The 23,858-nt window shown below is 71.8% G+C and carries 23 protein-coding genes; 14 read left to right on the top strand and 9 right to left on the bottom strand.

What is annotated here, in order from left to right:
• Positions 1-17 precede the first annotated feature (17 nt).
• Both AB0O82_RS20870 and AB0O82_RS20865 read left to right on the top strand, forming a co-directional pair.
• Positions 18-512 carry a hypothetical protein gene (locus AB0O82_RS20870; protein WP_363585464.1) on the top strand — a complete coding sequence of 165 codons (495 nt, stop codon included), beginning with the start codon at positions 18-20 and terminating at the stop codon, positions 510-512.
• Between the two features lie 33 nt (positions 513-545).
• Complete coding sequence (locus tag AB0O82_RS20865) at positions 546-893, top strand: GNAT family N-acetyltransferase (RefSeq protein WP_363585482.1); 348 nt, start codon at positions 546-548, stop codon at positions 891-893.
• Here the strand turns inward: AB0O82_RS20865 and AB0O82_RS20860 are convergent.
• Positions 884-1,240: a hypothetical protein gene (locus AB0O82_RS20860; RefSeq protein WP_363585463.1), complete on the bottom strand. Its 357-nt coding sequence runs from the start codon at positions 1,238-1,240 to the stop codon at positions 884-886. The two genes, AB0O82_RS20865 and AB0O82_RS20860, sit on opposite strands and share 10 nt — an antisense overlap.
• 67 nt (positions 1,241-1,307) lie before the next feature.
• Here AB0O82_RS20860 and AB0O82_RS20855 point away from each other — a divergent pair, with 67 nt between their 5' ends.
• Positions 1,308-3,059 carry an alpha/beta hydrolase gene (locus AB0O82_RS20855; protein ID WP_363585462.1) on the top strand — a complete coding sequence of 584 codons (1,752 nt, stop codon included), beginning with the start codon at positions 1,308-1,310 and terminating at the stop codon, positions 3,057-3,059.
• Entirely contained in the window at positions 3,056-3,676 is a 621-nt protein-coding gene (locus AB0O82_RS20850; protein WP_363585461.1) for a hypothetical protein, read from the top strand. The genes AB0O82_RS20855 and AB0O82_RS20850 overlap by 4 nt, the downstream gene beginning before the upstream one ends.
• An 11-nt stretch (positions 3,677-3,687) precedes the next feature.
• On the opposite strand, the gene AB0O82_RS20845 is transcribed toward AB0O82_RS20850, so the two are convergent.
• Complete coding sequence (locus tag AB0O82_RS20845) at positions 3,688-4,620, bottom strand: hypothetical protein (RefSeq protein WP_363585481.1); 933 nt, start codon at positions 4,618-4,620, stop codon at positions 3,688-3,690.
• A 265-nt stretch (positions 4,621-4,885) separates the two neighbouring features.
• Here AB0O82_RS20845 and AB0O82_RS20840 point away from each other — a divergent pair, with 265 nt between their 5' ends.
• The 3 genes from AB0O82_RS20840 to AB0O82_RS20830 all read left to right on the top strand — a co-directional run bounded on the left by AB0O82_RS20840 (position 4,886) and on the right by AB0O82_RS20830 (position 7,226).
• Positions 4,886-5,560 (top strand): papain-like cysteine protease family protein, encoded by a 675-nt coding sequence (locus tag AB0O82_RS20840; protein WP_363585460.1) that lies wholly within the window; start codon positions 4,886-4,888, stop codon positions 5,558-5,560.
• A gap of 8 nt (positions 5,561-5,568) precedes the next feature.
• On the top strand, positions 5,569-6,417 hold the full coding sequence (locus tag AB0O82_RS20835; RefSeq protein WP_363585459.1) for a hypothetical protein: 849 nt from the start codon (positions 5,569-5,571) through the stop codon (positions 6,415-6,417).
• 326 nt (positions 6,418-6,743) lie between these two features.
• Positions 6,744-7,226 (top strand): hypothetical protein, encoded by a 483-nt coding sequence (locus AB0O82_RS20830; RefSeq protein ID WP_363585458.1) that lies wholly within the window; start codon positions 6,744-6,746, stop codon positions 7,224-7,226.
• Here the strand turns inward: AB0O82_RS20830 and AB0O82_RS20825 are convergent.
• Positions 7,197-7,892 carry a hemolysin III family protein gene (locus AB0O82_RS20825; protein WP_063351175.1) on the bottom strand — a complete coding sequence of 232 codons (696 nt, stop codon included), beginning with the start codon at positions 7,890-7,892 and terminating at the stop codon, positions 7,197-7,199. The genes AB0O82_RS20830 and AB0O82_RS20825 overlap by 30 nt on opposite strands.
• 285 nt (positions 7,893-8,177) lie before the next feature.
• On the opposite strand from AB0O82_RS20825, the gene AB0O82_RS20820 reads away from it, so the two are divergent.
• A complete protein-coding gene (locus AB0O82_RS20820; RefSeq protein WP_363585457.1) occupies positions 8,178-10,004 on the top strand; it encodes a phosphoenolpyruvate carboxykinase (GTP) in 1,827 nt (608 codons plus the stop codon).
• Between the two features lie 225 nt (positions 10,005-10,229).
• Here AB0O82_RS20820 and AB0O82_RS20815 read toward each other — a convergent pair whose 3' ends face one another.
• On the bottom strand, positions 10,230-11,444 hold the full coding sequence (locus AB0O82_RS20815; protein ID WP_350879977.1) for a pyridoxal phosphate-dependent aminotransferase: 1,215 nt from the start codon (positions 11,442-11,444) through the stop codon (positions 10,230-10,232).
• Between the two features lie 100 nt (positions 11,445-11,544).
• Entirely contained in the window at positions 11,545-12,273 is a 729-nt protein-coding gene (locus tag AB0O82_RS20810) for a hypothetical protein (protein ID WP_363585456.1), read from the bottom strand.
• A 99-nt stretch (positions 12,274-12,372) separates the two neighbouring features.
• Here AB0O82_RS20810 and AB0O82_RS20805 point away from each other — a divergent pair, with 99 nt between their 5' ends.
• Complete coding sequence (locus tag AB0O82_RS20805) at positions 12,373-13,083, top strand: prepilin peptidase (protein ID WP_363585480.1); 711 nt, start codon at positions 12,373-12,375, stop codon at positions 13,081-13,083.
• A gap of 205 nt (positions 13,084-13,288) precedes the next feature.
• Here the strand turns inward: AB0O82_RS20805 and AB0O82_RS20800 are convergent, their stop codons facing one another.
• Complete coding sequence (locus AB0O82_RS20800) at positions 13,289-14,908, bottom strand: glycosyl hydrolase family 18 protein (RefSeq protein ID WP_363585455.1); 1,620 nt, start codon at positions 14,906-14,908, stop codon at positions 13,289-13,291.
• Between the two features lie 443 nt (positions 14,909-15,351).
• Between AB0O82_RS20800 and AB0O82_RS20795 the strand changes: the two genes are divergently transcribed.
• The 4 genes from AB0O82_RS20795 (at position 15,352) to AB0O82_RS20780 (ending at position 20,744) form a co-directional block, all read left to right on the top strand.
• Positions 15,352-16,146 carry an isoprenyl transferase gene (locus AB0O82_RS20795; RefSeq protein WP_208869076.1) on the top strand — a complete coding sequence of 265 codons (795 nt, stop codon included), beginning with the start codon at positions 15,352-15,354 and terminating at the stop codon, positions 16,144-16,146.
• 206 nt (positions 16,147-16,352) lie between these two features.
• Positions 16,353-17,687, top strand: a complete 1,335-nt coding sequence (locus tag AB0O82_RS20790; protein ID WP_063347994.1) for a PhoH family protein — start codon at positions 16,353-16,355, stop codon at positions 17,685-17,687.
• Positions 17,688-18,120: 433 nt separating this feature from the next.
• Positions 18,121-18,879: a transglycosylase SLT domain-containing protein gene (locus AB0O82_RS20785; protein WP_350879965.1), complete on the top strand. Its 759-nt coding sequence runs from the start codon at positions 18,121-18,123 to the stop codon at positions 18,877-18,879.
• Between the two features lie 473 nt (positions 18,880-19,352).
• On the top strand, positions 19,353-20,744 hold the full coding sequence (locus AB0O82_RS20780) for an AI-2E family transporter (RefSeq protein ID WP_363585454.1): 1,392 nt from the start codon (positions 19,353-19,355) through the stop codon (positions 20,742-20,744).
• A gap of 75 nt (positions 20,745-20,819) precedes the next feature.
• Here the strand turns inward: AB0O82_RS20780 and AB0O82_RS20775 are convergent, their stop codons facing one another.
• Together AB0O82_RS20775 and AB0O82_RS20770 are read right to left on the bottom strand one after the other, a co-directional pair.
• Positions 20,820-21,362 carry an alkyl hydroperoxide reductase gene (locus AB0O82_RS20775; RefSeq protein ID WP_063347992.1) on the bottom strand — a complete coding sequence of 181 codons (543 nt, stop codon included), beginning with the start codon at positions 21,360-21,362 and terminating at the stop codon, positions 20,820-20,822.
• A 3-nt stretch (positions 21,363-21,365) separates the two neighbouring features.
• The gene (locus AB0O82_RS20770) at positions 21,366-21,917 is read right to left on the bottom strand and encodes a peroxiredoxin (protein WP_063347991.1); all 552 of its coding nucleotides are present in this window, start codon (positions 21,915-21,917) and stop codon (positions 21,366-21,368) included.
• A gap of 117 nt (positions 21,918-22,034) precedes the next feature.
• On the opposite strand from AB0O82_RS20770, the gene AB0O82_RS20765 reads away from it, so the two are divergent.
• On the top strand, positions 22,035-23,060 hold the full coding sequence (locus AB0O82_RS20765) for a LysR substrate-binding domain-containing protein (RefSeq protein WP_363585453.1): 1,026 nt from the start codon (positions 22,035-22,037) through the stop codon (positions 23,058-23,060).
• Between the two features lie 20 nt (positions 23,061-23,080).
• Here the strand turns inward: AB0O82_RS20765 and AB0O82_RS20760 are convergent, their stop codons facing one another.
• Entirely contained in the window at positions 23,081-23,704 is a 624-nt protein-coding gene (locus tag AB0O82_RS20760; RefSeq protein ID WP_363585452.1) for a TetR/AcrR family transcriptional regulator, read from the bottom strand.
• Positions 23,705-23,858: the final 154 nt, after the last annotated feature.

Here is a 23,858-nt window from a genome sequence, read left to right as displayed (position 1 = left end):
CCGGGCCAGAATGGGCCATGACCTGGACCTTGAGCAGCTCGTTCGACGACTTCCGGCGCCACGCGGAAGAGTTCCTCGCCGCCCGCCCGGCCGAGAGCACCGTCCTGCTCACGGTCGTACACCGGCTGGCCGAACGCGGCCTGGACGTGTTCGGCCAGCGGCCACCGGTCTTCGGTTGGTGGCGCCCGGCGGACGGAGGCCCGGTCGAAGGAGCCTTCCTCCAGACGCCGCCGTTCGGCCCCCGGCTCTCCTGCACACCGGCGGCGGCAGCCGAGCTGGCGGTCGAACTGGCCTCCGCCGGGAGCGAGTTCACCGAGGTGTCCGGCGTCGGCGGAGGCGCGGACGCGGTCCGGGCCTTCGCCGCGGCCTGGACCGCCGCCACCGGTGCCGGCCAGTCCGTCCGCTTCAACGAACGGCTCTACCGGCTCGGCGAGTTGACCGACCCGCCCCGCCCGCCCGCCGGCCACCACCGGCCCGCCGCCCCGGCCGACCGCGAACTGGCGATCCGCTGATACGAGGAGTTCCTCGTCGAAGCCGGGGTCGACCTGCCCAACGTCCCCCAGGCCGTCGACGACCGGATCGCCACCGGCGGCCTCCACCTGTGGGAGGACGGCTGCCGCCCCGTCGCCCTGGCCGGCAGTAGCCCGGTGATCGCCGGCATGTCCCGCATCGGCCCCGTCTACACCCCGACCGACCAGCGCGGACGCGGCTACGCCAGCGCCGTCACCGCCGCCGCCTCCGCCCACGCCCTCGCCCAGGGGGCGGCCGAGGTCCTGCTCTACACCGACCTCGCCAACCCGACCAGCAACTCCATCTACCAGCAGATCGGCTACCGGCCGGTCGAGGACTGCCTGACCCTGGACTTCACGACGCGGGGCGGAAATTACGCGTAGTCGACCGGGCGGCCGCCGACCACCTTCGTGTCGAAGGGGTCGACGGCCGCTGTCGCGGCGGGTGCCGGCAGGTGGTCCGCGTTCACGTACGTCTGCGCGCAGGTCAGCAGATTGCCGCCGGCCGACTTCATGTCACCGGCCAGGCCGTCCAGCAGCGCCTTCCAGGCCGCCCCGCACCCCTGCAACGCCGCCCCGCTCCGCCAACCCGCCAGACTCCCGGCCGCCTTGGCGCTCGGCTCGGCCAACTTCGCGGTCTCGTCGGGCACTTTCCCGGCGACGGTCAGCGCGCTGTTCCCGGCTGCGGTCAACTCGCCCGGCTTGACGGTGAATCCTGGGTCGCTCGGCACGATGTCCCCCCGGACGTCCGATGTCGGTCGTGGGCTATGGTAGCGGCGAGTACTGGGGGGTGCACTCATGGTTGACACGGATCGGCAAGCGGGAGAGAACCGCCTCGATCTCGCGAGCCTGAAGAACGCCAAGCCGGAGGACCTGCACACGGCGGCGGACGCCTACGACGCGCTGCACAAGGCGTACACGCAGCACACCGCCGACTGGAAGAGCGGTACCGCCGACCGGGTCCACGGATCCGGCTGGACCGGCCCGGCGGCCGACGCCGCCTTCCACTCACTGGACGGCACCACCAGCCAACTGCACGCCGCCGAAACCGAACTGGCCGCCATCGGCCAGACCCTGCGAGACCACGCCGACCTCTTCGGGCTGGCCCAGTCGAAACTCCGTCAGGCCCTCATCGACGCCACCGCCAAGGGACTGACGGTCAGCGACACCGGGACGGTGAGCTGGCCCCCGGCGACCGGCCCCGTGAACGCCACCTGGGAGACGAAACAGAAGACGGCGGCCGAGGACGTCGCCAAGCGGATCAGTGCCGCCATCACGGAGGCGAGTGCGGCCGACCAGACCCTGGCGGGGCTGCTCAAGGGCTTCACCCAGCACGCCACCAGCAAGTCGGGGCTGACCCTCGCCGTCGCCGAGGCCGACCAGAAGGCGGCGAACAGCCCGGGCTCCCCCTACCTCAGGGACATGCCCGCCGTGGGGACGCCCCCGACGGAGGTCAACAACTGGTGGAACGGCCTCGACCCGGCGGGCCGGCAGTGGTACATCGACCACCACCCGGAGAACATCGGAAACCTGGACGGGGTTCCGGCGGAGGTGCGAAACCGGGTCAACCGGGCGTACCTGGACAAGCGGATGAGGGAACTCGAAGGTAGGAACCGGACGAAGGAAGAAGAGGCGGAGTACCAGAAGCTCAGGCCCATCCAAGAGCGCCTCGCCCAGGATGCCCGGGCGAAGGACGGTCGGCCACCCACCTACCTGATCGGCGTCGGCACCGAAGGCCAAGGCCGCGCGATCCTGTCCTTCGGAAACCCTGACACCGCCACCGACATCTCCTCCTACGTGCCGGGGATCACGACCACCCCCGATTCGCTCGGCGCGGCGAAGCCAGGTACCACGCCCGGCACCAACGAGGCGGAAAACGCGTTGAACGTCTGGCGAGAGGCCAACAAGAAGATCAAGCCCGGTGGATCGGCGGCCTCCATCATCTGGCTCGGATACGACCCGCCGGACATCGACATCAAAGCGGCCACGTCCGAGCGGGCGGTCAAGGGCGCACCCGATTATGCGAGGTTCGTCACCGGGCTCCGGGCGACCAACATGAGCGGCCAGAGCCCGCACATCACCTCGATGGGGCACAGTTACGGCTCGCTCCTCGTCGGACAGGCCACGAAGATGGCCGCCCACCAGGGGAACTACACGCTGCCGGACGACGTGGTGATCATCGGCAGTCCCGGTGTCGGCGTGACACACGCCTCGGACCTGGGGATGCCCGCCGGGCATGTGTGGGCGGGCGCGGCCGGCAACGACCCGGTCACCCAAATCCCCTCGGCGAACGCCGCGACGGTGCCCTGGCCCTTCGGCGGCTTGGTCGGCGCCGACCCGCACGACCTCTGGTACGGGAGAGACCCAGCGAGCGAGTCCTTCGGGGCCAAGCGCTTCACCGTCGACGGTTGGAGCAAGTCGTGGAGCTGGGAGGACTTCGGGATGCACACCAAGTACCTGGCCCCGGAGACCGGCGGCCCCTCGTTGGGCAACATTGCCTCGATCGTGACGGGCAAGGCAGACGACGTTCACCTGACGGAGGGCCGATGACGACCCGCTGGAAGGTGATCGGCTCGATCGTGCTGTCGTTCGTCGTCACGGTGGCCCTCGGTGCGGTGCTGTTCGCCAACGGGTACGGGCCATTGGCGTTGGCCGATCGATCGGGCCGGGTGAGGACAAGCGAGGGGAAGGGCCGGATCGACCATGCCCTGCGCGCCACCATGGATGGAGTTTCGCCTTCATTCACCTATGCGGGGGCCGAGTTCGAGGTGCGGAGGGAGGACGATCTCTGGGACGGCGAGCGGAGTATGGGTTCGGCCGTCACCGAGATCGTCACCGTGCGGACCGCGGTCTCGCGGGCAAAACTGCCGACCTTGATGGATCAGGTGACCCAAGCCTGGAAGGCACTTGGGAGCCGGGTGGTCGATCGATCGGACCCCGCCGATGAGATTCAGGCCCTGCGCGGTATGGGAGACGTGGGTGGGGAGACGTTCCTAACGTTCTACGCGAGGGCCCAGCAAGACTCGACCTACCTGGTGATGTTCAGGGCAGAGGCCATTGGGGTGCTGTACCAGCCCGCCCATGAGTACAAGCCCGTGCCCCCGCTCGTCCGAACATCGCTCGACGCCAAGGTCGATGTGGTCGACGACCCGTACTGGTCGCACTGACGCCGCGCCCGTCACTCCCAGTCCCACCTGATTCCCAGCAGGCACGGCCGCAGTGCCGTCGCGACCAGGTGGACGCAGTGGTGGCCGTCCAGGGTCAGTTCCTCCGTCTCGTAGGGGGCTTCGCCCGGGGAGTGGAGGGCGAAGCGGTGGCAGCGGACGGGGAGGGCGGCGGGGTGGAAGGTGATCTGGAGGACGTACTGGCCGGCGCCGGAGTTGAAGCCGCGGACGTATTCGCAGCTGGGGTCGGGGGAGGGGGCGTCGTCGAAGCCGTAGCCGAGGAGGTGGGTGTCGCCGGCGCGTAGGCGGCGGTCGAGGAGGAGTTCGGCGACGAGCAGGTGGTGGGTCTGGTCGCGGCGGATGCGGCCGGGGCGGCAGTTCTCTTCGGCGCGGACGCCGACGCGGGTGATGTCGCTGCCGGGGTCGCCCTGGTAGAGCGCGAGGTAGCGGTCGATGCCGTCGCGGTGGGCGCGGAGGGCGTGTTGGGAGTCGCGACGGGCGAGTTGGCGGTCGGGGCCGAGGCGGATGCGTTCGATGTGGGTGATGGTGTGCAGGCCGGTGTCGCGGGGGCCGGCGATGGTGGCGGGCAGGTCGTCGACGGCGGTGGCGGGGGAGATGAGGTCGCGGTAGGGGCGTACGGGTGGGCCGGCGGGGGTGGTGTCGGCGGCGCGGCGGGGGCCGAGCAGGCGGGTGAGGGAGTGTTCGGGGAGGTCGAGGACGTCTTCGAGGGCGGCGACGGCGCGGAGGGATTCGGGGCGTTCGGGGCGGCGGCGGCCTTGTTGCCAGTAGCTGAGGCTGGTGAGTCCGACGTGGACGCCGCGCAGGGCGAGGTGGCGTCGGATGCGGTGGAGGGCGAGGCCGCGGGTGGCGATGGCGGTGCGCAGGGCGAGGTGGAAGGGGCCGGTGCGGAGGGCGGCGGTGAGGTCGGCCTGGTCGGTGCGGTGGATGACGGCCTCCTGGGGGACGGGCGCGGGCAGACCGTGTTTGACCGTGAATATTCACATCAGGGCGGCGGTTTGTCACCGGTCCTGGCGTGCCACGCGGGGGTTTTCGGGGTGGCGTTCACACCCGTGGCCGGTCGTTCACACCTGAACTGTGATGGTCCTGGGGGCCGTTGACCGGCTTCCGGGGGCGGCGGGATGCTCATGGCGCGATCCGGACCGCGCCCCCACACAGCACCTCGCTCCGCTTGTGCAAGGAGGCATTTCCCCCATGCCAGTTCCACGGATACGGCTGCGCCGCGCGGTCTCGCTGCTCGCCCTCGGCGTGCTGGGCCCGGCGTTGACCGCGGTGGCGGCCACTCCGGCGCTCGCCGCCCCCGCCCAGGATCTCGCTCCCGTCCAGGACCGTGCCCCGGCGCAGGTTCGCCAGGCTGCCGCGCCCGGCAGCACGGCCGATCTGGCCGGCACGTTCAAGAAGCTCAACATCACCATGCAGCAGCAACAGCAGACCAACTGGTGCTGGGCGGCGAGCGGGAACACCATCGCCACCTGGTTCGGCTACAACTACAGCCAGAACCAGTTCTGCAACGCCGCGTTCGGCCGTTCGGTCAACTCCAGCTGCCCCAACAACCAGGCCTCGCTGGCCGATGTGCAGAACGGGCTGGACTGGGTCGGCATCAACCCGGGTTCGTACGTCACCGGCTACCTGCGCTACAACACCGTGCAGGCCGAGGTGGACGCGAACCGGCCGATCGAGACCCGGATCCAGTGGAGTTCCGGTGGCGGGCACATGCACGTCGTCTACGGCTACGACACCAGCAGCAACTGGGTGTACTGGGGCGACCCGTGGCCGTCCAACTACCGCTACAACTGGGCGGACTACAACTACTACGTGAACAACAACACGTTCTCGTGGACCCACTCCCTGTACCGGATCGGCGCGTGAGGGCGACCATGACTGACCTCGGAAAGGCCCGTCGGGCCGCCGTCACCGCCCTGCTCGCCGCCGGCCTCGGGCTGGCGCTGGCCCCGGCCGCGCACGCGGACGGGCCGGCCGGCGCCCCGGTGCCGGTGCCCGTCGCGGATCTGGCGAAGGCCCGTGGCGTGGTCCAGGACCAGGCCGTCCTCGACAAGGTGGGCCACTTCTTCGCCCGCAAGGGCGTCCCGCCGACCCAGCAGCTGACCATCGGTGCGGCGCAGGAGGCGCAGGCGGCGAGCGCGGCCGCGCCGCGGCTGGCCGGCGACACCGTGCCGGTGTACACCCTGGACGCGGGTTTCGTGGCCGGCGCCCCGGGTGCGCCGGTGGCGACGGCCGAGTTCACCGCGAGCAAGGTGGTCGCGGCGGACGGGCAGACGGCCTCGGTGTGGACGATCCGGCAGGGTGACTCCTGGCGGGTGGTCAACATCGCCTCCGGCGGTGACGAGAGCGACTACGCGGCGAAGGCGGCCGGTGGCGGTGGCGGTACGGCGTTCCGCGAGCCGCAGGTGAACGCCTGGTACGTGCTGCGCGACGGCCGGGTGCTGCCGCTGGACGACGAGGCCCGGCGCTCGGTGGGCGCGGGCGGGGTGTCGCTGGCCGCGTACCAGAAGCTGGTGCACCAGCGGTACGGGGACAAGCTGCCCGGCTCGGCGTACGACCGGGAGGGCAAGGGCGGCGGCTACCAGCTGGCGGCCGACCGGGAACGGGCGGCGGGCGGCGGTTCGGCGCTGCCGGCCGTGACGGCGGCCGCGGCCCTGGGCGTCACCGCGCTCGTGGGCGCGGGTGCGGCCGTGCGGCGCAGGGCGGGTGTCCGACGGGGGTAGGGCCTCTCGGGCGCGACGTGCGCGCCACACGTGGGATGCGGCGGGGTCCGGCTGACACAGCCGGGCCCCGCCGTGCTGCGTGCGGCCCCGGCACGCCAGCCCGTAGTCGAGCGGGCGCGCTGCGTGATGTGTCCTGGAAGTAATGCTTCCGCACAAGGAATTGACGCAACGTTGATCTGTCGTTCGCCGCCCGGGGGCAGTTCCGGGTGACGGACGGTAGATACCATGTGGCAATCGGTCAGTGCTGACTGACGCGTGCCGAGAGCGGAGAAGGGGTGGGGCGGCCGGAGCCGACCACGAGCCCGGCGCCGGGAAAGGGGAGTCGAATGGCCGGCAGGGAGTCGAACGCCCAGGTGTGGGGTGCGGCGGTGGTGGTGGCGTCCGCGCTCGCCGTGGTCGCGGCCTACCTGATCAACGGGGCGATGCTGGTCCTGGTCGTCGCCGGGGTCGAGGTGCTGCTGCTCATGGTCTACGTGGGCCGCCGCTGGCGGGCGCTCCACCGGCCGACCGCCCCGCGGGGGCACCGGCCGTCGGCCGTCACCCCGGACGCCGCGCACTGCGAGCGCTGCCGCCGGGCCCGCGAGGCGCTGGACGCCCGGCAGGCGCGCGGCCGCACCGCCGGGCCTGCGGTGGAGCCGTGGCCGGAGGCCGACGTGGCGGACCACCCGCCGTACCCGCGCCGCCCGCAGGGCCGGGCGCCGCACGAGCGCCCCTGGACGGCGGAGCGGGCGGTCGCCCGGTCCGTGGACCGCGCGGCCGCCCGCCGTGGCGCGCCGGGTTCAGCCGGCCGCGCTGTACGCCACCAGTGAGACCCCGACGTACTGCACGATGAACGCGCCCAGGGTGAAGGCGTGGAACACCTCGTGGAAGCCGAACCAGCGCGGTGACGGATTGGGCCGCTTGAGCCCGTACACCACGCCGCCGATGCTGTAGAGCACCCCGCCGACGATCATCAGCACCAGGACGGCGACGCCGCCGGCGTGCAGGAAGTCCGGCAGGAAGAAGGCGGCGGCCCAGCCGAGCGCGATGTACACCGGTGTGTACAGCCAGCGCGGCGCGCCGACCCAGAACACCCGGAACGCTATTCCGGCCAGCGCGCCGCCCCAGGCCACCCAGAGCAGCACCTGCTGGTCGGCGCCCTTGAGCAGCAGGATCGTGAACGGCGTGTAGGTGCCCGCGATGATCAGGAAGATGTTCGCGTGGTCCAGCCGCCGCAGCACGGCGTCCCCGCGCGGGCCCCAGTCGAAGCGGTGGTAGACCGCGCTGACCCCGAACAGCAGCCAGGCGCTGATCGAGTAGATCGCGCAGGCGATCTTGGCGGGGGTGGAGTCGGCCAGGCAGATCAGCACGATCCCGGCGGCGACGGTGGCGGGGAACATCCCGGCGTGCAGCCAGCCGCGCCACTTCGGCTTGCGTCCCGAGGCCTCGTTCTCCGCGCCCTCGTTCTCCGTGCTCTCGACGAGCTCAGCAGTCATGCGCAGCATGCTACCCGCTACCTACGGGGCCGTAGGTTACTGACGCGTAGGAAAGTGGTGATCATCACTCTTGGACGTTTTGGAGTATTCGAGGTGTCCGCGAGGGTGTCCGGGCCGGGATGTGGACGACCTATTACTGGCCGGTAATCGTACTTACTGTAGTAAAAGATAAGTCAATTTCGACGCTGTGCCGCAGTTTGGCGTTGGAGCCGGAGCTACGCTGCAAGCACCCTCAGACCCCCGCTACGCCACCTCCTCGCCGAGATGGTGTGAAACGGAGCGATCGTGTCGTACGAGATCTCTGCTCTCAGCGCCTCCGCGCCCACCCGCCACCAGCGCCTGCTCGCGTGGGTGAACGAGATCGCCGAGCTCACCCAGCCGGACCGCGTCGAGTGGTGCGACGGCTCCGACGAGGAGTACCAGCGCCTCGCGGACCTGCTGGTGGCTCAGGGCACCTTCAAGAAGCTCAACGAGGAAAAGCGCCCCAACTCCTACTACGCCGCCTCGGACCCGACGGACGTGGCGCGCGTGGAGGACCGCACCTACATCTGCTCCGAGCAGGAGAAGGACGCCGGTCCGACCAACAACTGGAAGGCCCCGGCCGAGATGCGGGAGGTCTTCCAGGGCGAGAAGGGACTGTTCCGCGGCGCGATGAAGGGCCGCACGATGTACGTCGTGCCCTTCTCGATGGGCCCGGTCGGTTCCCCGCTGGCCGCGTACGGCGTCGAGATCACCGACTCCGCCTACGTCGCCGTGTCGATGCGCGTGATGACCCGCATGGGCAAGGCGGTGCTGGACCAGCTCGGCGAGGACGGCGACTTCGTCAAGGCCGTGCACACCGTCGGCGCCCCGCTGGCCGAGGGCCAGGCGGACGTGCCGTGGCCGTGCAACAGCACCAAGTACATCTCGCACTTCCCGGAGACCCGGGAGATCTGGTCCTTCGGCTCCGGCTACGGCGGCAACGCCCTGCTCGGCAAGAAGTGCTACGCGCTGCGCATCGCCTCGACCATGGCCCGTGACGAGGGCTGGCTGGCCGAGCACATGCTGATCCTGAAGCTCACCCCGCCGTCCGGCGAGGTCAAGTACGTCGCCGCCGCCTTCCCGTCGGCCTGCGGCAAGACCAACCTGGCCATGCTCCAGCCGACCGTCCCGGGCTGGAAGGTCGAGACGATCGGCGACGACATCGCCTGGATGCGCTTCGGCGCCGACGGCCAGCTCTACGCGATCAACCCCGAGGCCGGTTTCTTCGGTGTCGCCCCCGGCACCGGCGTGGACACCAACGCCAACGCCATCGACACCCTGTGGGGCAACACGGTCTTCACCAACGTCGCGCTGACCGACGACGGCGACGTGTGGTGGGAGGGCCTGACCGAGGAGCCCCCGGCGCACCTCACCGACTGGCGCGGCAACGACTGGACCCCCGAGTCCGGCACCCCGGCCGCCCACCCGAACGCCCGCTTCGCCGTCCCGGCCGCGCAGTGCCCGACCATCGCCCCCGAGTGGGAGGACCAGTCGGGCGTGCCGATCTCGGCGATCCTGTTCGGCGGCCGCCGCGCCACCGCCGTCCCGCTGGTGACCGAGTCCTTCACCTGGCAGCACGGCGTCTTCCTCGGCGCCAACATCGCGTCCGAGAAGACCGCCGCCGCCGAGGGCACCGTCGGCGAGCTGCGCCGCGACCCGTTCGCGATGCTGCCGTTCTGCGGCTACAACATGGGCGACTACTTCGCCCACTGGCTGAAGGTCGGCGCCCAGGCGGACGCCGCGAAGCTGCCGAAGATCTACTACGTCAACTGGTTCCGCAAGAACGCCGAGGGCGCGTTCGTCTGGCCGGGCTACGGCGAGAACAGCCGCGTCCTCAAGTGGATCGTCGAGCGCCTGGAGGGCACCGGCGAGGGCGTCGAGACCCCGATCGGCGTGCTGCCGACCGTCGACGGCTTCGACCTCGGCGACCTGAAGCTGTCCCAGGAGGACCTCGACCTGCTCTTCACCGTGGACGCCGACATCTGGCGCCAGGAGGCCGCGCTGGTGCCGGCCCACCTGGAGCTGTTCGGCGACCACACCCCGAAGGAGCTGTGGGACGAGTACCGGAGCCTCGTCGCGCGCCTCGGCTGAGCCTGAGCCTCAGCAGAGCGAGAGGCGGTCGCGCGGCACGAACCGCGCGCCCGCCGCGTGACAGGACGGCCGGAGTTCCCCCGGGCGGTCTTTCCCCGACCAAGGAGACCGCCCGGGCCGGGACTCCGGCCGTAGTGCTTTCCCCGGGTGCCGGGTGCCGGGTGCCGGGTGTCAGGGTGTCGGGTGCCGGGCGCGGGGGCCACGGCTGGGTGCGGCCGTTCCGGGTTACGGCTGGGTGTAGCCGCTCAGGAAGTCGCCGATCCTGGTCACCGCGTCGGTGATCTCCTCCGCCCGGGGCAGCGTGACCAGCCGGAAGTGGTCCGGCTCGGGCCAGTTGAAGCCGGTGCCCTGGACCAGCAGGATGCGCTGGGAGCGCAGCAGGTCCAGCACCATCTGGGCGTCGTCCTTGATCTTGTAGACCTTCGGATCCAGCCGCGGGAACGCGTACAGCGCGCCCTTGGGCTTGACGCAGCTGACCCCCGGGATCTCGTTGAGCAGCCGGTACGCCGCGTCGCGCGAGGCGAGCAGCCGCCCGCCGGGCAGCACCAGGTCGCGGATCGACTGCCGGCCGCCGAGCGCGGCGGCCACCGCGTGCTGGGCGGGCATGTTGGCGCACAGCCGCATCGAGGCCAGCACGGCCAGGCCCTCGATATAGCTGTGGGCCCGCTGCCGGTCGCCGGAGAGCACCATCCAGCCGGAGCGGAAACCCGCGACCCGGTACGCCTTGGACAGGCCGTTGAAGGTGACGCAGAAGAGGTCGGGCGCCAGGGTGGCCAGCGGGACGTGCTCGGCGTCGTCGTAGAGGATCTTGTCGTAGATCTCGTCCGCGTAGACCACCAGCCGGTGCCGGCGGGCGATCTCGACGATGCCCTCCAGCACCTCGCGCGGGTAGACCGCGCCGGTGGGGTTGTTCGGGTTGATCACCACGATGGCCCGGGTCCGGTCGGTGACCTTGGCCTCGATGTCGGCGAGGTCCGGGTACCACTCGGCCTGCTCGTCGCAGCGGTAGTGCACCGCGGTGCCGCCGGCCAGCGAGACCGAGGCGGTCCACAGCGGGTAGTCGGGCGCCGGGACGAGCACCTCGTCGCCGTCGTCCAGCAGCGCGGTCATGGCCAGCTGGATCAGCTCGGAGACGCCGTTGCCGAGGAAGACGTCCTCGACGCTCAGCCCGTGCAGGCCGCGGTCCTCGTAGTGCATGACCACCGCGCGGCGGGCGGCGAGCAGGCCCTTGGAGTCGCCGTACCCGTGCGCGGTCGAGAGGTTGCGCAGGATGTCCTGGAGGATCTCCGGCGGCGCCTCGAAGCCGAAGACGGCGGGGTTGCCGGTGTTGAGCTTGAGGATGCGGTGGCCCTGTTCCTCCAGTCGCATCGCCTCGTCGAGTACCGGGCCGCGGATGTCGTAGCAGACATTGGCGAGCTTGCTGGACTGGATGACCTGCATGCCTGCCTACTTTAGGGGCACCTCCGGGCACTTCGGTGCGCGTCCCGGGACGCGCACCGAACCGCCCGGAGCGGCCTCCTTGGATCGGCAGGCGGGGGTGTCAGCCGACCTTCCAAACCAGGGGCGCGGTGTCCAGGATGTTCCCGTACGTGAGGAAGCTGGGCGGGGTCTCGTTCGGGACGAGATAGACGGCACACAGCTTGACGGACTGCCCGTCCGCGAGCGTGACCAGCGACCGGGTGTCGCACTGCGGGATCGCCTTCTGCAGGGTCGCGGCCGGCAGCGCGCCCGCCGAGTGGTCCTTGGGCTTCACCCAGACCCGCATCATGTAGGCGTCCTCGGCCAGCGGGGCGCCGGTGCGGTTGGTGAAGGAGACGGTGACGTAGTACGGCGTCTTGCCGCCGGTGCTCGTCGACGGGAGGTTGAGCGGGGCGATCTCCGCGGCGGTGCCCTTGACGATCGAGACCGCGGCGGCGTCCACCACCGAGCTCTTGCCGACGTAGCGGCCGGCGCTGCCGAGCGGCAGCGGGCGGTCGTAGCTGACCTGGGTGACGTTGTTGCCGCCGGCGGTGACGGACGGCTGCGGTCCGGCCGGGGCGGTCGGGGCGGTCGGGGTGGCCGGGGCGGTCGAGGCCGCGGAGCCGGTCGGGGTGCCGGTCGGGGTGCCGGGAGCCGTGGAGGCCCCGGCGGTGCCGGTGGGCGGCGCGGCCGGGGCGCTCGGGACGGCCGCCGGGTCGGCGTTGTCCGGCCCGCAGGCCGACAGCGCCAGGACGAGCGCCGCCGCCGGCAGGCCGGCCGCGATTCTCCGGATGGACTGGGTCTTCGTCATGGTCGTTCCCCCGTTGGATGATGTGGTCGGTGCGCCCCGCCCGGTTCCCGGGTGCCGCACGGGCGTGCAGGCGTTGATCGAAAAGGGGGTGCGCCGGTGATGCTAGCCGCAGTCGGCGCGGTGCTGGCCGCATTTCTGGTGGCTCCGCTGTTGCGCGGGCTGGTCGCCAGGTTCGCCGTGCCGGAGGGCGAACCCTGGTGCGGTGCCTGCCCGTTGTGCGGGCGCGAGGTGCGACTGCTGCCGCCCACCGGACGCTGTCCGGGCTGCCGGGAGCGGTTGGGCGCGGGCGCCTGGTCGGTGGAGCTGGTGGCGGCCGTGGTCGCCGCCGGGCTGGCGTACGCGGCGGACGGGCCGTCGGCCGCGGCGCTGGGCTGGGCGGCCGGGCTCGGCGTGGTGCTCGGCTTCGTCGACGCCCGGGTGCGCCGGCTGCCGTACCGGCTGACCCTGCCGCTGGTCGGCGGGGTGGCCCCCCTGCTGGCGGTGGCGGCGCTGGCCGCGGGGCGCCCGGGGGTGCTGCTGCGCTGCCTGCTGGTGGCCCTCGCGGTCGGGGCCCTGCTCGAACTGGCGGTCTGGATCGGCGCGTTGGGCCCGGGTGACTCGCCGCTGGGGTTCGCCCTGGGCGGGCTGCTCGGCTGGTACGGCTGGCCGGTGGCGGTCGCCGGGTTGTTCGCCGCGGTGGTGCTCGCCGGGCTCTGGGCGATCCTGCGGGCCGCCGTCGCGCTGGCCCGCCGGCGCCCGGTGCGCGGGCTCGACGTCCCGGTCGGACCGTTCCTGCTGCTCGGCGCGCTGCTGGCGGTGCTGGCCCGGTAGCCCCCGGGCCCGGGAGGCCGGACTTCCCGTGCCACCGCGACGCCACAGGTGGTGCCTGGGCCCGGGGGCCGGACCGGACCTGGCGCTACCGGGCCCGGACGCGGGAGGGCCCGCCGTACCGGGTCGGGTACGGCGGGCCCCGCCGCCGGCGCGCAGGCCCCACCCTCAAGGAGCGGCGCGCCGGTGGGGGATTGGCGGTGGGGGGTTACGGCATCTTGTGGACGAACGGGCCGACCGCGTTGGAGAACGCGTTGCCGTTGTTGGCGTCCCAGTTGGTGGACCAGGTCATCGCACCGCGGATGGTCGGCCACTTGGCCGGCGGGACGAAGCTGCCGCAGTTGTTGCCGGTGGCCAGGCAGTCCAGCGCGTTGTTCACCACGGTCGGCGAGACGTAGCCGCCGCCGGCCGCCTTGGCGGAGGCGGGGACGCCGATGCCGACCTGGTCGGGCCGCAGGCCGCCCTGGATGTGGGTGCAGACCTGCGAGGTGATGAAGTCGATGGTGCCCTGGTTGTAGACCTTGCCGTCGCAGCCGTTCATGCCGCCCGAGTTGTAGAACTGGGTGTTGACGACGGTGAGGATGTCCTTGGTGTTCAGCGCCAGCTGGAAGTAGGCGCCGGCGGTGCTGTACATCCCGATCGTCTCGGGCGCCATGGTCAGGATGAAGCCGGGGCCGACCTTGGCCTGGAGGGTGTGCAGCGCGTTGCCGAGCGGGCCGGCCTGGACGCCGTTCTCCAGGTCGACGTCGATGCCGTCGAAGCCGTAGTCCTTGATGATCGCGTAGGCGCTGTTGGCGAAGTTGTTGCCGGCGGTGGCGTCGCCGACGGTGATCGCGCCGTTCTGGCCGCCGATGGAGAGGACGACCTTCTTGCCGGCCGCCTGCTTGGCCTTGATGTCGGCGCGGAACTGTGCGTCGCTGTAGCCGCCGAGGGCCTTGGACAGGCCGGGGTCGAGGGTGAAGCTGATCGCGCCGGTCTGGGTGGGCACGGCGTCGGCGAAGGACACCGCGATGATGTCGTAGGCGCTCTGCACGTCGCCGAGGCGCTGCGGGGTCGAGCCGTTGTCGAAGTTCTGCCAGTAGCCGGTGACCGCGTGCGCGGGCAGGCCGGTGACCGGCGGGGTGGTGGCGGTCGCGGTGGCCGTGGGGGTCGGCGTCGCGGTCGCGGTCGCGGTCGCGGTGGCGGTCGGGGTCGCGGTGGCCGTCGGCGTGCCGGTCGCGGTGGGGGAGGAGGTCGCGGTGGCCGTGGCGGTCGGTGACGGGGTGGCGGTGGCGGTCGGGCTCGGGGTGGAGGGGCCGCCGGGGCCGATCAGGCTCACGTCGTCGGCGAGGTAGGCGCTCTGGCCGTACCAGCCGTGCAGGTAGACGGTGACGCTGGTGGCGTTCGCGCCGGTGGTGAAGGTGGAGGACAGCTGGTTCCAGCTGTTCTGGTTCGACCAGCTGGACGGGTCGGTGCCGCCGGTGCCGCGCGCGCCGAGGTAGACGTACGGGCCCTGGACCCAGGCGCTCAGCGTGTAGCTGGTGTTGGGCAGCACGCTGATGGTCTGGGTGCACTCGGCGGTGTCGCCGGCGCCCGGGGTGGCCTGTAGCGCGCCGGTGCCGGAGTGGGCCGGGGAGGAGACGGTGGTCGCCGCGCCGGCGCAGTTCCAGCCGCCCAGCCCGCTGTCGAAGCCGCCGTTGGTGACCAGGTTGCCGACGGCCGCGCTGGCGCCGCCGGCGAAGAGGGCCAGGCCGCCGCCGGCCAGGGCGAGGGCGGTGGCGCCGGCCGCGACGGCCGGGAGGGGGCTGCGCCGGCGCTTGTGCGCGGGCTGGTTCAGCGTACGGGCCATGGGGTGACGCTCCTGGGGAGGGAGCGGCCGCCGCGGTGGGGGGCGCGGCGGCCGCGTGTGGGGGAGGGGAGGTCCGTCGTGGTGCGTGGGGTCGTCGTACCTGGGGGTGGGCGACCGCGGCGGTGCATGGTGGTGCACGGTGGTGCGTGGGGGTGGGGCGGGGCCGTGGGGTTCGTTCCGCCTTGGATCAAAAGCTGGACTAGACCATTGCCGGTCGTCAAGCATTGGACAGTCGGCTTACGGATTCCTTAAGGATTCGGAGACCGTTCCGTGTCCGCCGTCGGAGCCGTCGGGCAAGGCCCGCGACACGCCCGCCGGGGCGGACTCCGTACAGGACCGTGACCAGACCGCTACCTGCGGCTTTACCGTGTGCCTGCCCGCCGGAGTAGGCTGCGCCGGGGCGTTGACGCACCAGCTGAACGAGCACGGAGGGGCCGGGAATCATGGGTCTGCGCGATGTCGCCGAACGGACGCCGGGTCTGCGTACCCTGCTGGGCGGGATGTACGGGCTCTACGGCCGCCGGGTCGAGGTCCACCTCGCCCGCACCCCGCACCACATCGGCGTGATCCTGGACGGCAACCGCCGCTGGGCGAAGGCCGCCGGGGGCACCACCGTGTACGGCCACCAGCGCGGCGCCGACAAGATCAGCGAGTTCCTCGGCTGGTGCGACGAGACCCACGTCAAGGTCGTCACCCTCTGGATGCTCTCCACCGACAACCTCGACCGCCCCGCCGACGAGCTCGTCCCGCTGCTGGGCATCATCGAGGACGCCGTCACCGGGCTGGCCGCCGCCCGCCGCTGGAAGGTCCACCCGGTCGGCGCACTGGACCTGCTCCCGCAGCACACCGCCGACGTGCTCAAGCGGGCCGCCGAGGAGACCGCCGACATCGACGGCATCACGGTCAACGTCGCGGTCGGCTACGGGGGCCGGCACGAGATCGCCGACGCCGTCCGCTCGCTGCTCCAGGAGCACGCCGGGCGCGGCACCTCGATCGAGGAACTGGCCGAGATCCTCGACGTCGAGCACATCGCCGAGCACCTCTACACCCGCAACCAGCCCGACCCGGACCTGATCATCCGCACCTCGGGCGAGCAGCGCCTGTCCGGTTTCCTGCTCTGGCAGAGCGCGCACAGCGAGTTCTACTTCTGCGAGGCGTACTGGCCGGCCTTCCGCAAGGTCGACTTCCTGCGGGCGCTGCGGGCGTTCGAGCAGCGCAACCGGCGACTGGGCCTCTGAACGGGTGAAGTGACCGCCGTAGGGCTGGCCTACCCGGAGCCCTCGTGAGGCCAAACGTTCACCGGCAATGATCCGTCAGTTCGCCGGGGGCGCGAATGCACCGCCCCTCGCCTGGGAATACTCCAGGCAGTCCGGTCCCGAGGCCACCGGGGCAGCGGGGGCCGGCTTGCCGCGGATGACGCAGGGTCATCCGCTCTGGAGGCCTAGTGGTCAGTTCCAAGAGCCGCCGGACGCCAGACCGGCGCACGTACGTTCTCGACACCAGCGTGCTCCTGGCGGACCCGCTCGCCATGACCCGCTTCGAGGAGCACGAGGTCGTCCTGCCGGTGGTGGTCGTCACCGAGCTGGAGGCCAAGCGGCACCACCCGGAGCTGGGCTACTTCGCCCGCCAGGCGCTGCGACTGCTCGACGACTACCGCATCCGCCACGGCCGGCTCGACGAGCCGATCCCGGTCGGCGAGCTCGGCGGCACCATCAGGGTCGAGCTCAACCACTCCGACCTGTCGATACTGCCGGCCGGCTACCGGGTCGGCGGCGGCGAGGCGGACTCGCGGATCCTCGCGGTCGCCCGCAACCTCCAGGCCGAGGGGTACGACGTCACGGTCGTCTCCAAGGACCTGCCGCTGCGGATCAAGGCCAGCTCGGTGGGCCTGCTCGCCGAGGAGTACCGGGCCGAGCTCGCCATCACCTCCGGCTGGACGGGGATGTCCGAGCTGCACGTCCCGGCGGAGCAGGTGGACGCGCTGTTCGCGGCCGGCCACGACGCCGCGGTGGACGTCGAGGGGGCGGACGAGCTGCCCGTGCACACCGGGCTGGTGCTCACCTCGGAGCGCGGCCGGGCGCTCGGCCGGGTGACCGGCGACGGCCGGGTCCGGCTGGTGCGCGGCGAGCGCGAGGCGTTCGGACTGCGCGGGCGCAGCGCCGAGCAGCGGGTGGCGCTGGACCTGCTGCTCGATCCGGACGTCGGCATCGTCTCGATGGGCGGCCGGGCGGGCACCGGCAAGTCCGCGCTGGCGCTGTGCGCGGGGCTGGAGGCGGTGCTGGAGCGGGGGCAGCACCGCAAGGTGATGGTCTTCCGGCCGCTGTACGCGGTCGGCGGGCAGGAGCTCGGCTACCTGCCGGGCTCCGAGACGGAGAAGATGAGCCCCTGGGCGCAGGCGGTCTTCGACACCCTCTCCGCCGTCACCACCCCGGACGTGATCGAGGAGGTGATCTCCCGGGGGATGCTGGAGGTGCTGCCGCTGACCCACATCCGGGGCCGCTCGCTGCACGACGCCTTCGTGATCGTGGACGAGGCCCAGTCGCTGGAGCGGAACGTCCTGCTGACGGTGCTGTCCCGGATCGGCCAGGGTTCGCGGGTGGTGCTCACCCACGACGTGGCGCAGCGCGACAACCTCCGGGTGGGCCGGTACGACGGCGTGGTGGCGGTGGTGGAGAAGCTGAAGGGGCATCCGCTCTTCGCGCACATCACGCTCACCCGCTCGGAGCGTTCGCCGATCGCGGCGCTGGTCACGGAGATGCTGGAGGACATCCACCCGTGATTCGCCCCTGACCGGGACATAGTCGGACAATACGGTCAACTCTTGGTGTGGGGCCCGCTCCTGACGGGGCGGGCCCTCACCCCTTTCATCACATCGAGTGCTTTCCGCCCGGGGAACTCCCGTGCGGTGAATGTGACGTGCGCCACGCGAACGGGAATTGCGTCGACAGCGTCCGGTGCGGCATGGTGAGGGTTCTGTCAGGCCCCGCGTACGGCGTGGCAGGGCTTCCGGACTCCACGAGTCCGGGCCCGGATGGTCCACCAACTCCGGTCGGTGGACGCACAATTGAAGACCGATGAGCCGTACGCCGCCCGATTCCAACGCCCGGTCGCCTCACCTCGGCCGGACGCCGGGCCAGCACCTCCCGTGACCAGAGCACCTGCGGAGGTTAGTGCCAAGGGGCATGTTGCGCCCGCACGGTCACGCGTGGGCGATGCTGGAAGGAATCCATGTGACTCGGATCTCGGTCCGGGGAGTCGCTGTGGCCTCCGCCACCGCCGTCACCGCTGTCGGTGCCGTCGTGGGTGTGGCCTCGGGCAGCGAGGGCAAGACGACGCAGACGGTCGACGTCGCGGGCGCGACCCTGCTTGCCGAAGTCCCCTCTGGCGCCCAGGCGCAGACCATCAGTGACAACATCGGCCAGCAGGCATCCGCCCAGCAGGCCTCCGCCGACGCCGCGGCCAAGGCCGCCGCCGAGCAGAAGGCCGCCGAGGAGGCCGCGCGCCAGAAGGCCGCCGCGGACGCCCAGGCGAAGGCCGATGCCCAGGCCAAGGCCGACGCGGACAAGGCTGCCAAGGCCGCCGAGGACAAGCGCAAGGCCGACGAGGCCGCTGCCAACCGTTCCAAGGCGCGTTCGGCGATGGCCGCCACCGACAACAGCGCCCCGCCGGTCTCGGTCAGCCCCGGATCCGTCCAGGACATCGCCCGGCAGGTCGTCGGTGACGACGCCCAGTTCCAGTGCTTCAGTCAGATCGTGAAGCGCGAGAGCGGCTGGGACTACACCGCGACCAACCGGAGTTCCGGCGCGTACGGCCTGGTCCAGGCGCTGCCCGGCACCAAGATGGCCTCGGCCGGTGCCGACTGGCGCACCAACCCGGCCACCCAGATCAAGTGGGGTCTGGGCTACATGAACAGCCGCTACGGCAGCCCCTGTGGCGCCTGGTCGTTCTGGCAGTCCCACAACTGGTACTAGGAGCCGCCACCGCCCGGCGGTGGACTCTCCCGTACGGCCCCCGGCCGCTCGTCCCGCCCGACGAGCGACCGGGGGCCGTCGCGTTCCCGCCCACCGGGAGCCGGGTCGGGCCGCGCCGCCCGGGCTGCGCTGACCAGTGCGCCTGCGGGCGGTGCGGACCCGGTGCGGACGCGGGGCGCGGGAAGGGGTCCTGGTCGCTTCCCGCACCGGCCGGTCCGCCGACAGTTGGTCCGTGGTCCGAGACCTCGCTCTCCCCGGGGGCCTCGTTTCGACTCCTCCCCAGCGATCCCGGTCCGAAACCATCTGAAACCTGACGGTTTGCCCCGGTTTGATGGCGAGGTTGTTCGAGCCGAACCCGGCGGGGGCCGGACTCGCCGGGCCGCCGCCGGGTAGCGTCATCCCTGACGGCCGTGGCGGGACCCACGGCGTACCGCCGGGCACGGCGGCTCAGCAGGGGAGCGGTGGTAGCGAGGATGGCGCGGGGCGGAAAGGCCTTCAAGGCCGTGGCCAAGGGCATGGCCGTGGTGGCGAGCGCGGCCGCCGTGATCGAACGGCGCCGGCGTGCCGCGATGGCGGCCGACCCGCACGAGCTCGCCGTCCCCGCACTGGCCGAGGCGCCCGATCCGGTGCCGGCCCCGCGGGTCGAACCCGCCGCTGTACCGGCCGCCGCCCCGGCGGCCCCCGCGCCGGCCGCACCGCCCGGCCTGGCGCGGGAGTACCACCCCGGCCGGCCGGCCACCCCGGCCGAGGCCGTGCCCTGGGGGCTGCGGGTGGCCGCCGAGTCGACCTGGCGGCTGCTGCTGCTCGGCGGCGCGCTCTACGTCGTCTTCTACATCGTCGACATGCTGCGGCTGGTCGCCTTCGCGGTGCTGGCCTCGCTGCTGATCTCCGCGCTGCTGGAGCCGACGGTCTCCTGGCTGCGCCGGCACGGGGTGCCGCGCTCGCTGGCGGCGGGCGGGGTGTTCCTGAGCGGTCTGGCCGGAATCGGGCTGGTCGGCTGGTTCGTGGTCTGGCAGGTGTCCACCAACCTGTCGACGGTCACCAGCAAGGTGAAGGACGGCGTCGACCAACTGCGGGACTGGCTGAGCACCGGGCCGCTGCACCTGACCCAGCAGCAGATCAACGACTACGCCGACCAGATCGGCAAGGCGATCACCACCAACACCGACCAGATCACCTCGGCCAGCCTGACCGGCGCGCAGATCGCCGTCGAGGTGCTGACCGCCGTGGCGCTGGCCTTCTTCACCACCTTCTTCTTCCTCTACGACGGCGCGCGGATCTGGAACTGGGCGTTGCGCGGACTGCCCCGGCACTCCCGCTTCGCCATGGCCGGAGCCGGCCCGAAGGCCTGGGCGACGCTCACCGCGTACGTGCGCGGCACCGTCTGCGTGGCCTTCATCGACGCGGTCTGCATCGGCATCGGCATCGACCTGTTGGGCGTGCCGATGGCGATGCCGTTGGCCGTGATCATCTTCCTGGGCGCCTTCGTCCCGCTGGTCGGCGCACTCGTCACCGGCACGGTCGCGATGCTGATCGCCCTGGTCACCGAGGGGCCGTGGACGGCGCTGATGGTGCTGATCGTGCTGGTCGCGGTGATGCAGATCGAGAGCCACATCCTGCAGCCGCTGATCCTCGGCCGGGCCGTCCGGGTGCACCCGCTGGGCGTCGTCCTCGGCGTCGCGGCCGGCGGCATCATCGGCGGCATCGGCGGTGCGGTGGTGGCCGTCCCGCTGATCGCCGTCACCAACACCGTGATCACCCACCTGCGCCGCCGCAACGAGGCCGGCCAGGCCGTCTTCACCGCCATGGAGGCCGCCCGCGAGGCCGCGGGCCGGACCTCCGCCGCCCCGGCCGGGGACGGCTGAGGCCGAAGCGCAACGCCGACGGGCCCTCCCGGACGTGGTGTCCGGGAGGGCCCGTCGGCGTTGGTGCGGGGTCCGTCAGGCGCCGGCGGCGGCGAGGGCGGCCTCGGAGTCGAGGACGCCCGCCACGGCCTGGAGGACGGCGGCGATCTTCATCGAGGCCTGGACGACCTCGCGCTCGACGCCGGCCTTGCGCAGCACGGCCTCGTGCGAGTCGAGGCACTGGCCGCAGCCGTTGATGGCCGAGACGGCGAAGCACCAGAGCTCGAAGTCGACCTTCTCGACGCCCGGGGTGCCGATGATGTTCATCCGCAGACCGGCCCGCATCGTGCTGTACTCCTTGTCGGAGAGCAGGTGCAGCGTCCGGTAGTAGACGTTGTTCATCCCCATGATCGCGGCCGCGCCCTTGGCGGCGGTGTACGCCTCCGGGGAGAGGTTGGCCTTGGCCTCGGGCTCCAGCTCACGCAGCACGGCGGCGCTGCGGGTGGCCATCGCGCAGGACAGCACGGTGCCCCAGAGCTGCTGGGCGGGGAGGTCGGAGTTGCCGATGACCGAGCCCAGGTTGAGCTTGAGGTCCTTGGCGTAGTCCGGGAGGGCGGCCTTCAGGTCGTCGAGGGCCATGGGTCAGCCCGCCAGCAGGGCCTGGGCGTCGAGGGTGTCCTCGCCCTTGGTCCAGTTGCACGGGCACAGCTCGTCGGTCTGCAGGGCGTCCAGCACCCGCAGGACCTCCTTGGGGTTACGGCCGACGGAGCCGGCGGTCACCATGACGAACTGGATCTCGTTGTTCGGGTCGACGATGAACACCGCGCGCTGGGCGGTGCCGTCGGCGCCCTCGACGCCGCAGGCGCGCATCAGGTCGTGCTTGACGTCGGCCAGCATCGGGAAGGGCAGGTCGCGCAGGTCCTTGTGGTCCTTGCGCCAGGCGTGGTGCACGAACTCGGAGTCGCCGGAGACGCCGAGGATCTGGGCGTCGCGGTCCGCGAACTCGTCGTTCAGCTTGCCGAACGCGGCGATCTCGGTCGGGCAGACGAAGGTGAAGTCCATCGGCCAGAAGAAGACGATCTTCCACTTGCCCTCGTAGGACTTGTGGTTGATCTCGGCGAAGGCGTTCGCGGCGTCCAGGTCGACGCAGGCGTTGAGTTCGAACTCGGGGAACTTGTCACCGATCGTGAGCACGTTCGCTTCTCCTGAAGTGAGACTGAGGGGAGTTTTGTCCGGATTCCGGACACGCCCTACGTTTCCACATCGTGGACTGATCAGGGAAATAGCTACACTTGATGTGTCTGATCGGAGATGGCTATCAGTACCGAACCGCCCACGTCGCGGCCCCGCCCCCGCAGGGTCGCCGCCGCCAAACCCGAGGCCGCTGTGGCGAGCGCCACAGTCCGCAGCCCCCGGGCGCCGACCGTCGCCCAGCTCAAGGCCTTCCTCGCGGTCGCCGAGCACCGGCACTTCCGGGAGGCCGCCGCCGCCACCGGGACCAGCCAGCCGGCCCTGTCCGGGGCGGTCGCGGCACTGGAGGAGTCGCTGGGCGCGCAGCTGGTCGAGCGTACGACGCGCAGGGTGATTATCACCCCCCTGGGTGAGCGCGTGCGCGAGCACGCACGCCGGGTGCTCGCCTCGCTGCAAGCCCTCACCGAGGAGGTCGAGGCCGCCCGCCGCCCGTTCACCGGGCCGCTGCACCTCGGCGTCATCCCGACCGTCGCGCCCTACCTGCTGCCCACCGTGCTGCGGCTGGTCCGCGACCGCTTCCCGGAGCTGGAGCTGCACGTCCACGAGGAGCGCACCCCCGCGCTGCTGGAGGGGCTGGCCGCCGGGCGGCTGGACGTCCTGCTGCTCGCGCTCCCGGCCGGCGGTACCTCGCCGACCCGCGACATCCCGCTGTTCGACGAGGACTTCGTCCTGGTCACCCCGCCCGAGCACCCGCTCGCCGGGCGGATCGACGTCCCGCGCGACGTGCTGCTCGACCTGGACGTGCTGCTGCTGGAGGAGGGCCACTGCCTGCGCGACCAGGCCCTCGACATCTGCCGTGAGGTCGGTGCCGATCCCGGGGGCTCCACCACCCGCGCGGCCGGCCTGTCCACCCTGGTCCAACTGGTCGCCGGCGGCCTCGGGGTGACGCTGCTGCCCGCCACCGCGCTGGACGTCGAGGCCGGCCGCACCGACCGGCTGGCCGCCGTCCGCTTCGCCGCCCCGGCCCCCGGCCGCCGGATCGGGCTGGCCACCCGCCCGGGCTCGGCCCGCAGCACCGAGTACGAGCGCTTCGCGGCCGCGCTGCGCGAGGTGCTGGCCGAACTCCCGGTCCGGATCGCCTCCTAGCGGCCTGCGGTCCTACGGCCTCACGGCTTCGCCGGGGCGCCGAGGCAGAGCCCGACCGTGGTGGCCACCAGCAGGTCCAGGGCCCGCAGGGTGCCGTGGTCGGGCTGCTCGCCGGGCGCGCGCAGGGCCAGGTAGCGGTCGGTGAGACCGTCGAAGCCGGTGAGGAAGTGGACGGCGATCTCCTCGGCGGGCATGGCCAGTTCGAGGCCGTGCGCCTCGGCGAGGGTCGTGAGCATCTCCGCCGCGGTGCGTTCGATCCCGTGCTGGAGCGCCCGCATGATCTCCTGTAGGTCCGGGTCGCGCATCGCCAGCGCCGCGAACTCGCCCAGCAGCGCGCAGCGCCCGTCCGCGCCGGTCGAGCTCTCCCAGAGCGCGTGGACCAGCGTGGCGACCTGTTCGCCGAAGGAGCCGTCGCCCGGGTAGGCGGCGCGGACGTGGCCGATGAACTCGGCGGTCAGCTGCTCGACGACGGCCCGGTAGAGGTCCTTCTTGGTGCCGAAGGTGTAGTGCACCGTCGCCTGCGCCACGCCCAGCTCGGCCGCGATCGCCCGGGTGCTGCCGGCGGCGACCCCCTCCCGGGTCATCAGGTCGAGGGCGGCCTGGACCAGTTGCGGTCGGCGTTCGGAGGCGGGGACATGAGCCATCCAGCCAGGGTATCGCCATGGTCGGATAACTGCGTCGAATGATTCCGTCACTTGATTCTGTCGACCAACTTTGTCGCCTGACAATATTGCGCGTACGGTGGACCGCGACCTGTTCAGGCACCTGCCTGCCCGACGACCTGACCGAGGGGTCACC

Source organism: Kitasatospora sp. NPDC088264, assembly GCF_040685715.1.
In the GTDB taxonomy this organism is placed as follows: Bacteria; Actinomycetota; Actinomycetes; order Streptomycetales; family Streptomycetaceae; genus Kitasatospora.
This window is presented reverse-complemented; position numbering and strand designations above follow the sequence as displayed.

Bases quoted from the DNA above. Each gene is read 5' to 3' on its own strand.
- AB0O82_RS20870 (WP_363585464.1), top strand. From the start codon at position 18: ATGACCTGGACCTTGAGCAGCTCGTTCGACGACTTCCGGCGCCACGCG.
- AB0O82_RS20855 (WP_363585462.1), top strand. From the start codon at position 1,308: ATGGTTGACACGGATCGGCAAGCGGGAGAGAACCGCCTCGATCTCGCG.
- AB0O82_RS20850 (WP_363585461.1), top strand. From the start codon at position 3,056: ATGACGACCCGCTGGAAGGTGATCGGCTCGATCGTGCTGTCGTTCGTC.
- AB0O82_RS20840 (WP_363585460.1), top strand. From the start codon at position 4,886: ATGCCAGTTCCACGGATACGGCTGCGCCGCGCGGTCTCGCTGCTCGCC.
- AB0O82_RS20835 (WP_363585459.1), top strand. From the start codon at position 5,569: ATGACTGACCTCGGAAAGGCCCGTCGGGCCGCCGTCACCGCCCTGCTC.
- AB0O82_RS20830 (WP_363585458.1), top strand. From the start codon at position 6,744: ATGGCCGGCAGGGAGTCGAACGCCCAGGTGTGGGGTGCGGCGGTGGTG.
- AB0O82_RS20825 (WP_063351175.1), bottom strand. From the start codon at position 7,892: ATGACTGCTGAGCTCGTCGAGAGCACGGAGAACGAGGGCGCGGAGAAC.
- AB0O82_RS20815 (WP_350879977.1), bottom strand. From the start codon at position 11,444: ATGCAGGTCATCCAGTCCAGCAAGCTCGCCAATGTCTGCTACGACATC.
- AB0O82_RS20810 (WP_363585456.1), bottom strand. From the start codon at position 12,273: ATGACGAAGACCCAGTCCATCCGGAGAATCGCGGCCGGCCTGCCGGCG.
- AB0O82_RS20805 (WP_363585480.1), top strand. From the start codon at position 12,373: ATGCTAGCCGCAGTCGGCGCGGTGCTGGCCGCATTTCTGGTGGCTCCG.
- AB0O82_RS20800 (WP_363585455.1), bottom strand. From the start codon at position 14,908: ATGGCCCGTACGCTGAACCAGCCCGCGCACAAGCGCCGGCGCAGCCCC.
- AB0O82_RS20795 (WP_208869076.1), top strand. From the start codon at position 15,352: ATGGGTCTGCGCGATGTCGCCGAACGGACGCCGGGTCTGCGTACCCTG.
- AB0O82_RS20785 (WP_350879965.1), top strand. From the start codon at position 18,121: ATGCTGGAAGGAATCCATGTGACTCGGATCTCGGTCCGGGGAGTCGCT.
- AB0O82_RS20780 (WP_363585454.1), top strand. From the start codon at position 19,353: ATGGCGCGGGGCGGAAAGGCCTTCAAGGCCGTGGCCAAGGGCATGGCC.
- AB0O82_RS20775 (WP_063347992.1), bottom strand. From the start codon at position 21,362: ATGGCCCTCGACGACCTGAAGGCCGCCCTCCCGGACTACGCCAAGGAC.
- AB0O82_RS20765 (WP_363585453.1), top strand. From the start codon at position 22,035: ATGGCTATCAGTACCGAACCGCCCACGTCGCGGCCCCGCCCCCGCAGG.
- AB0O82_RS20760 (WP_363585452.1), bottom strand. From the start codon at position 23,704: ATGGCTCATGTCCCCGCCTCCGAACGCCGACCGCAACTGGTCCAGGCC.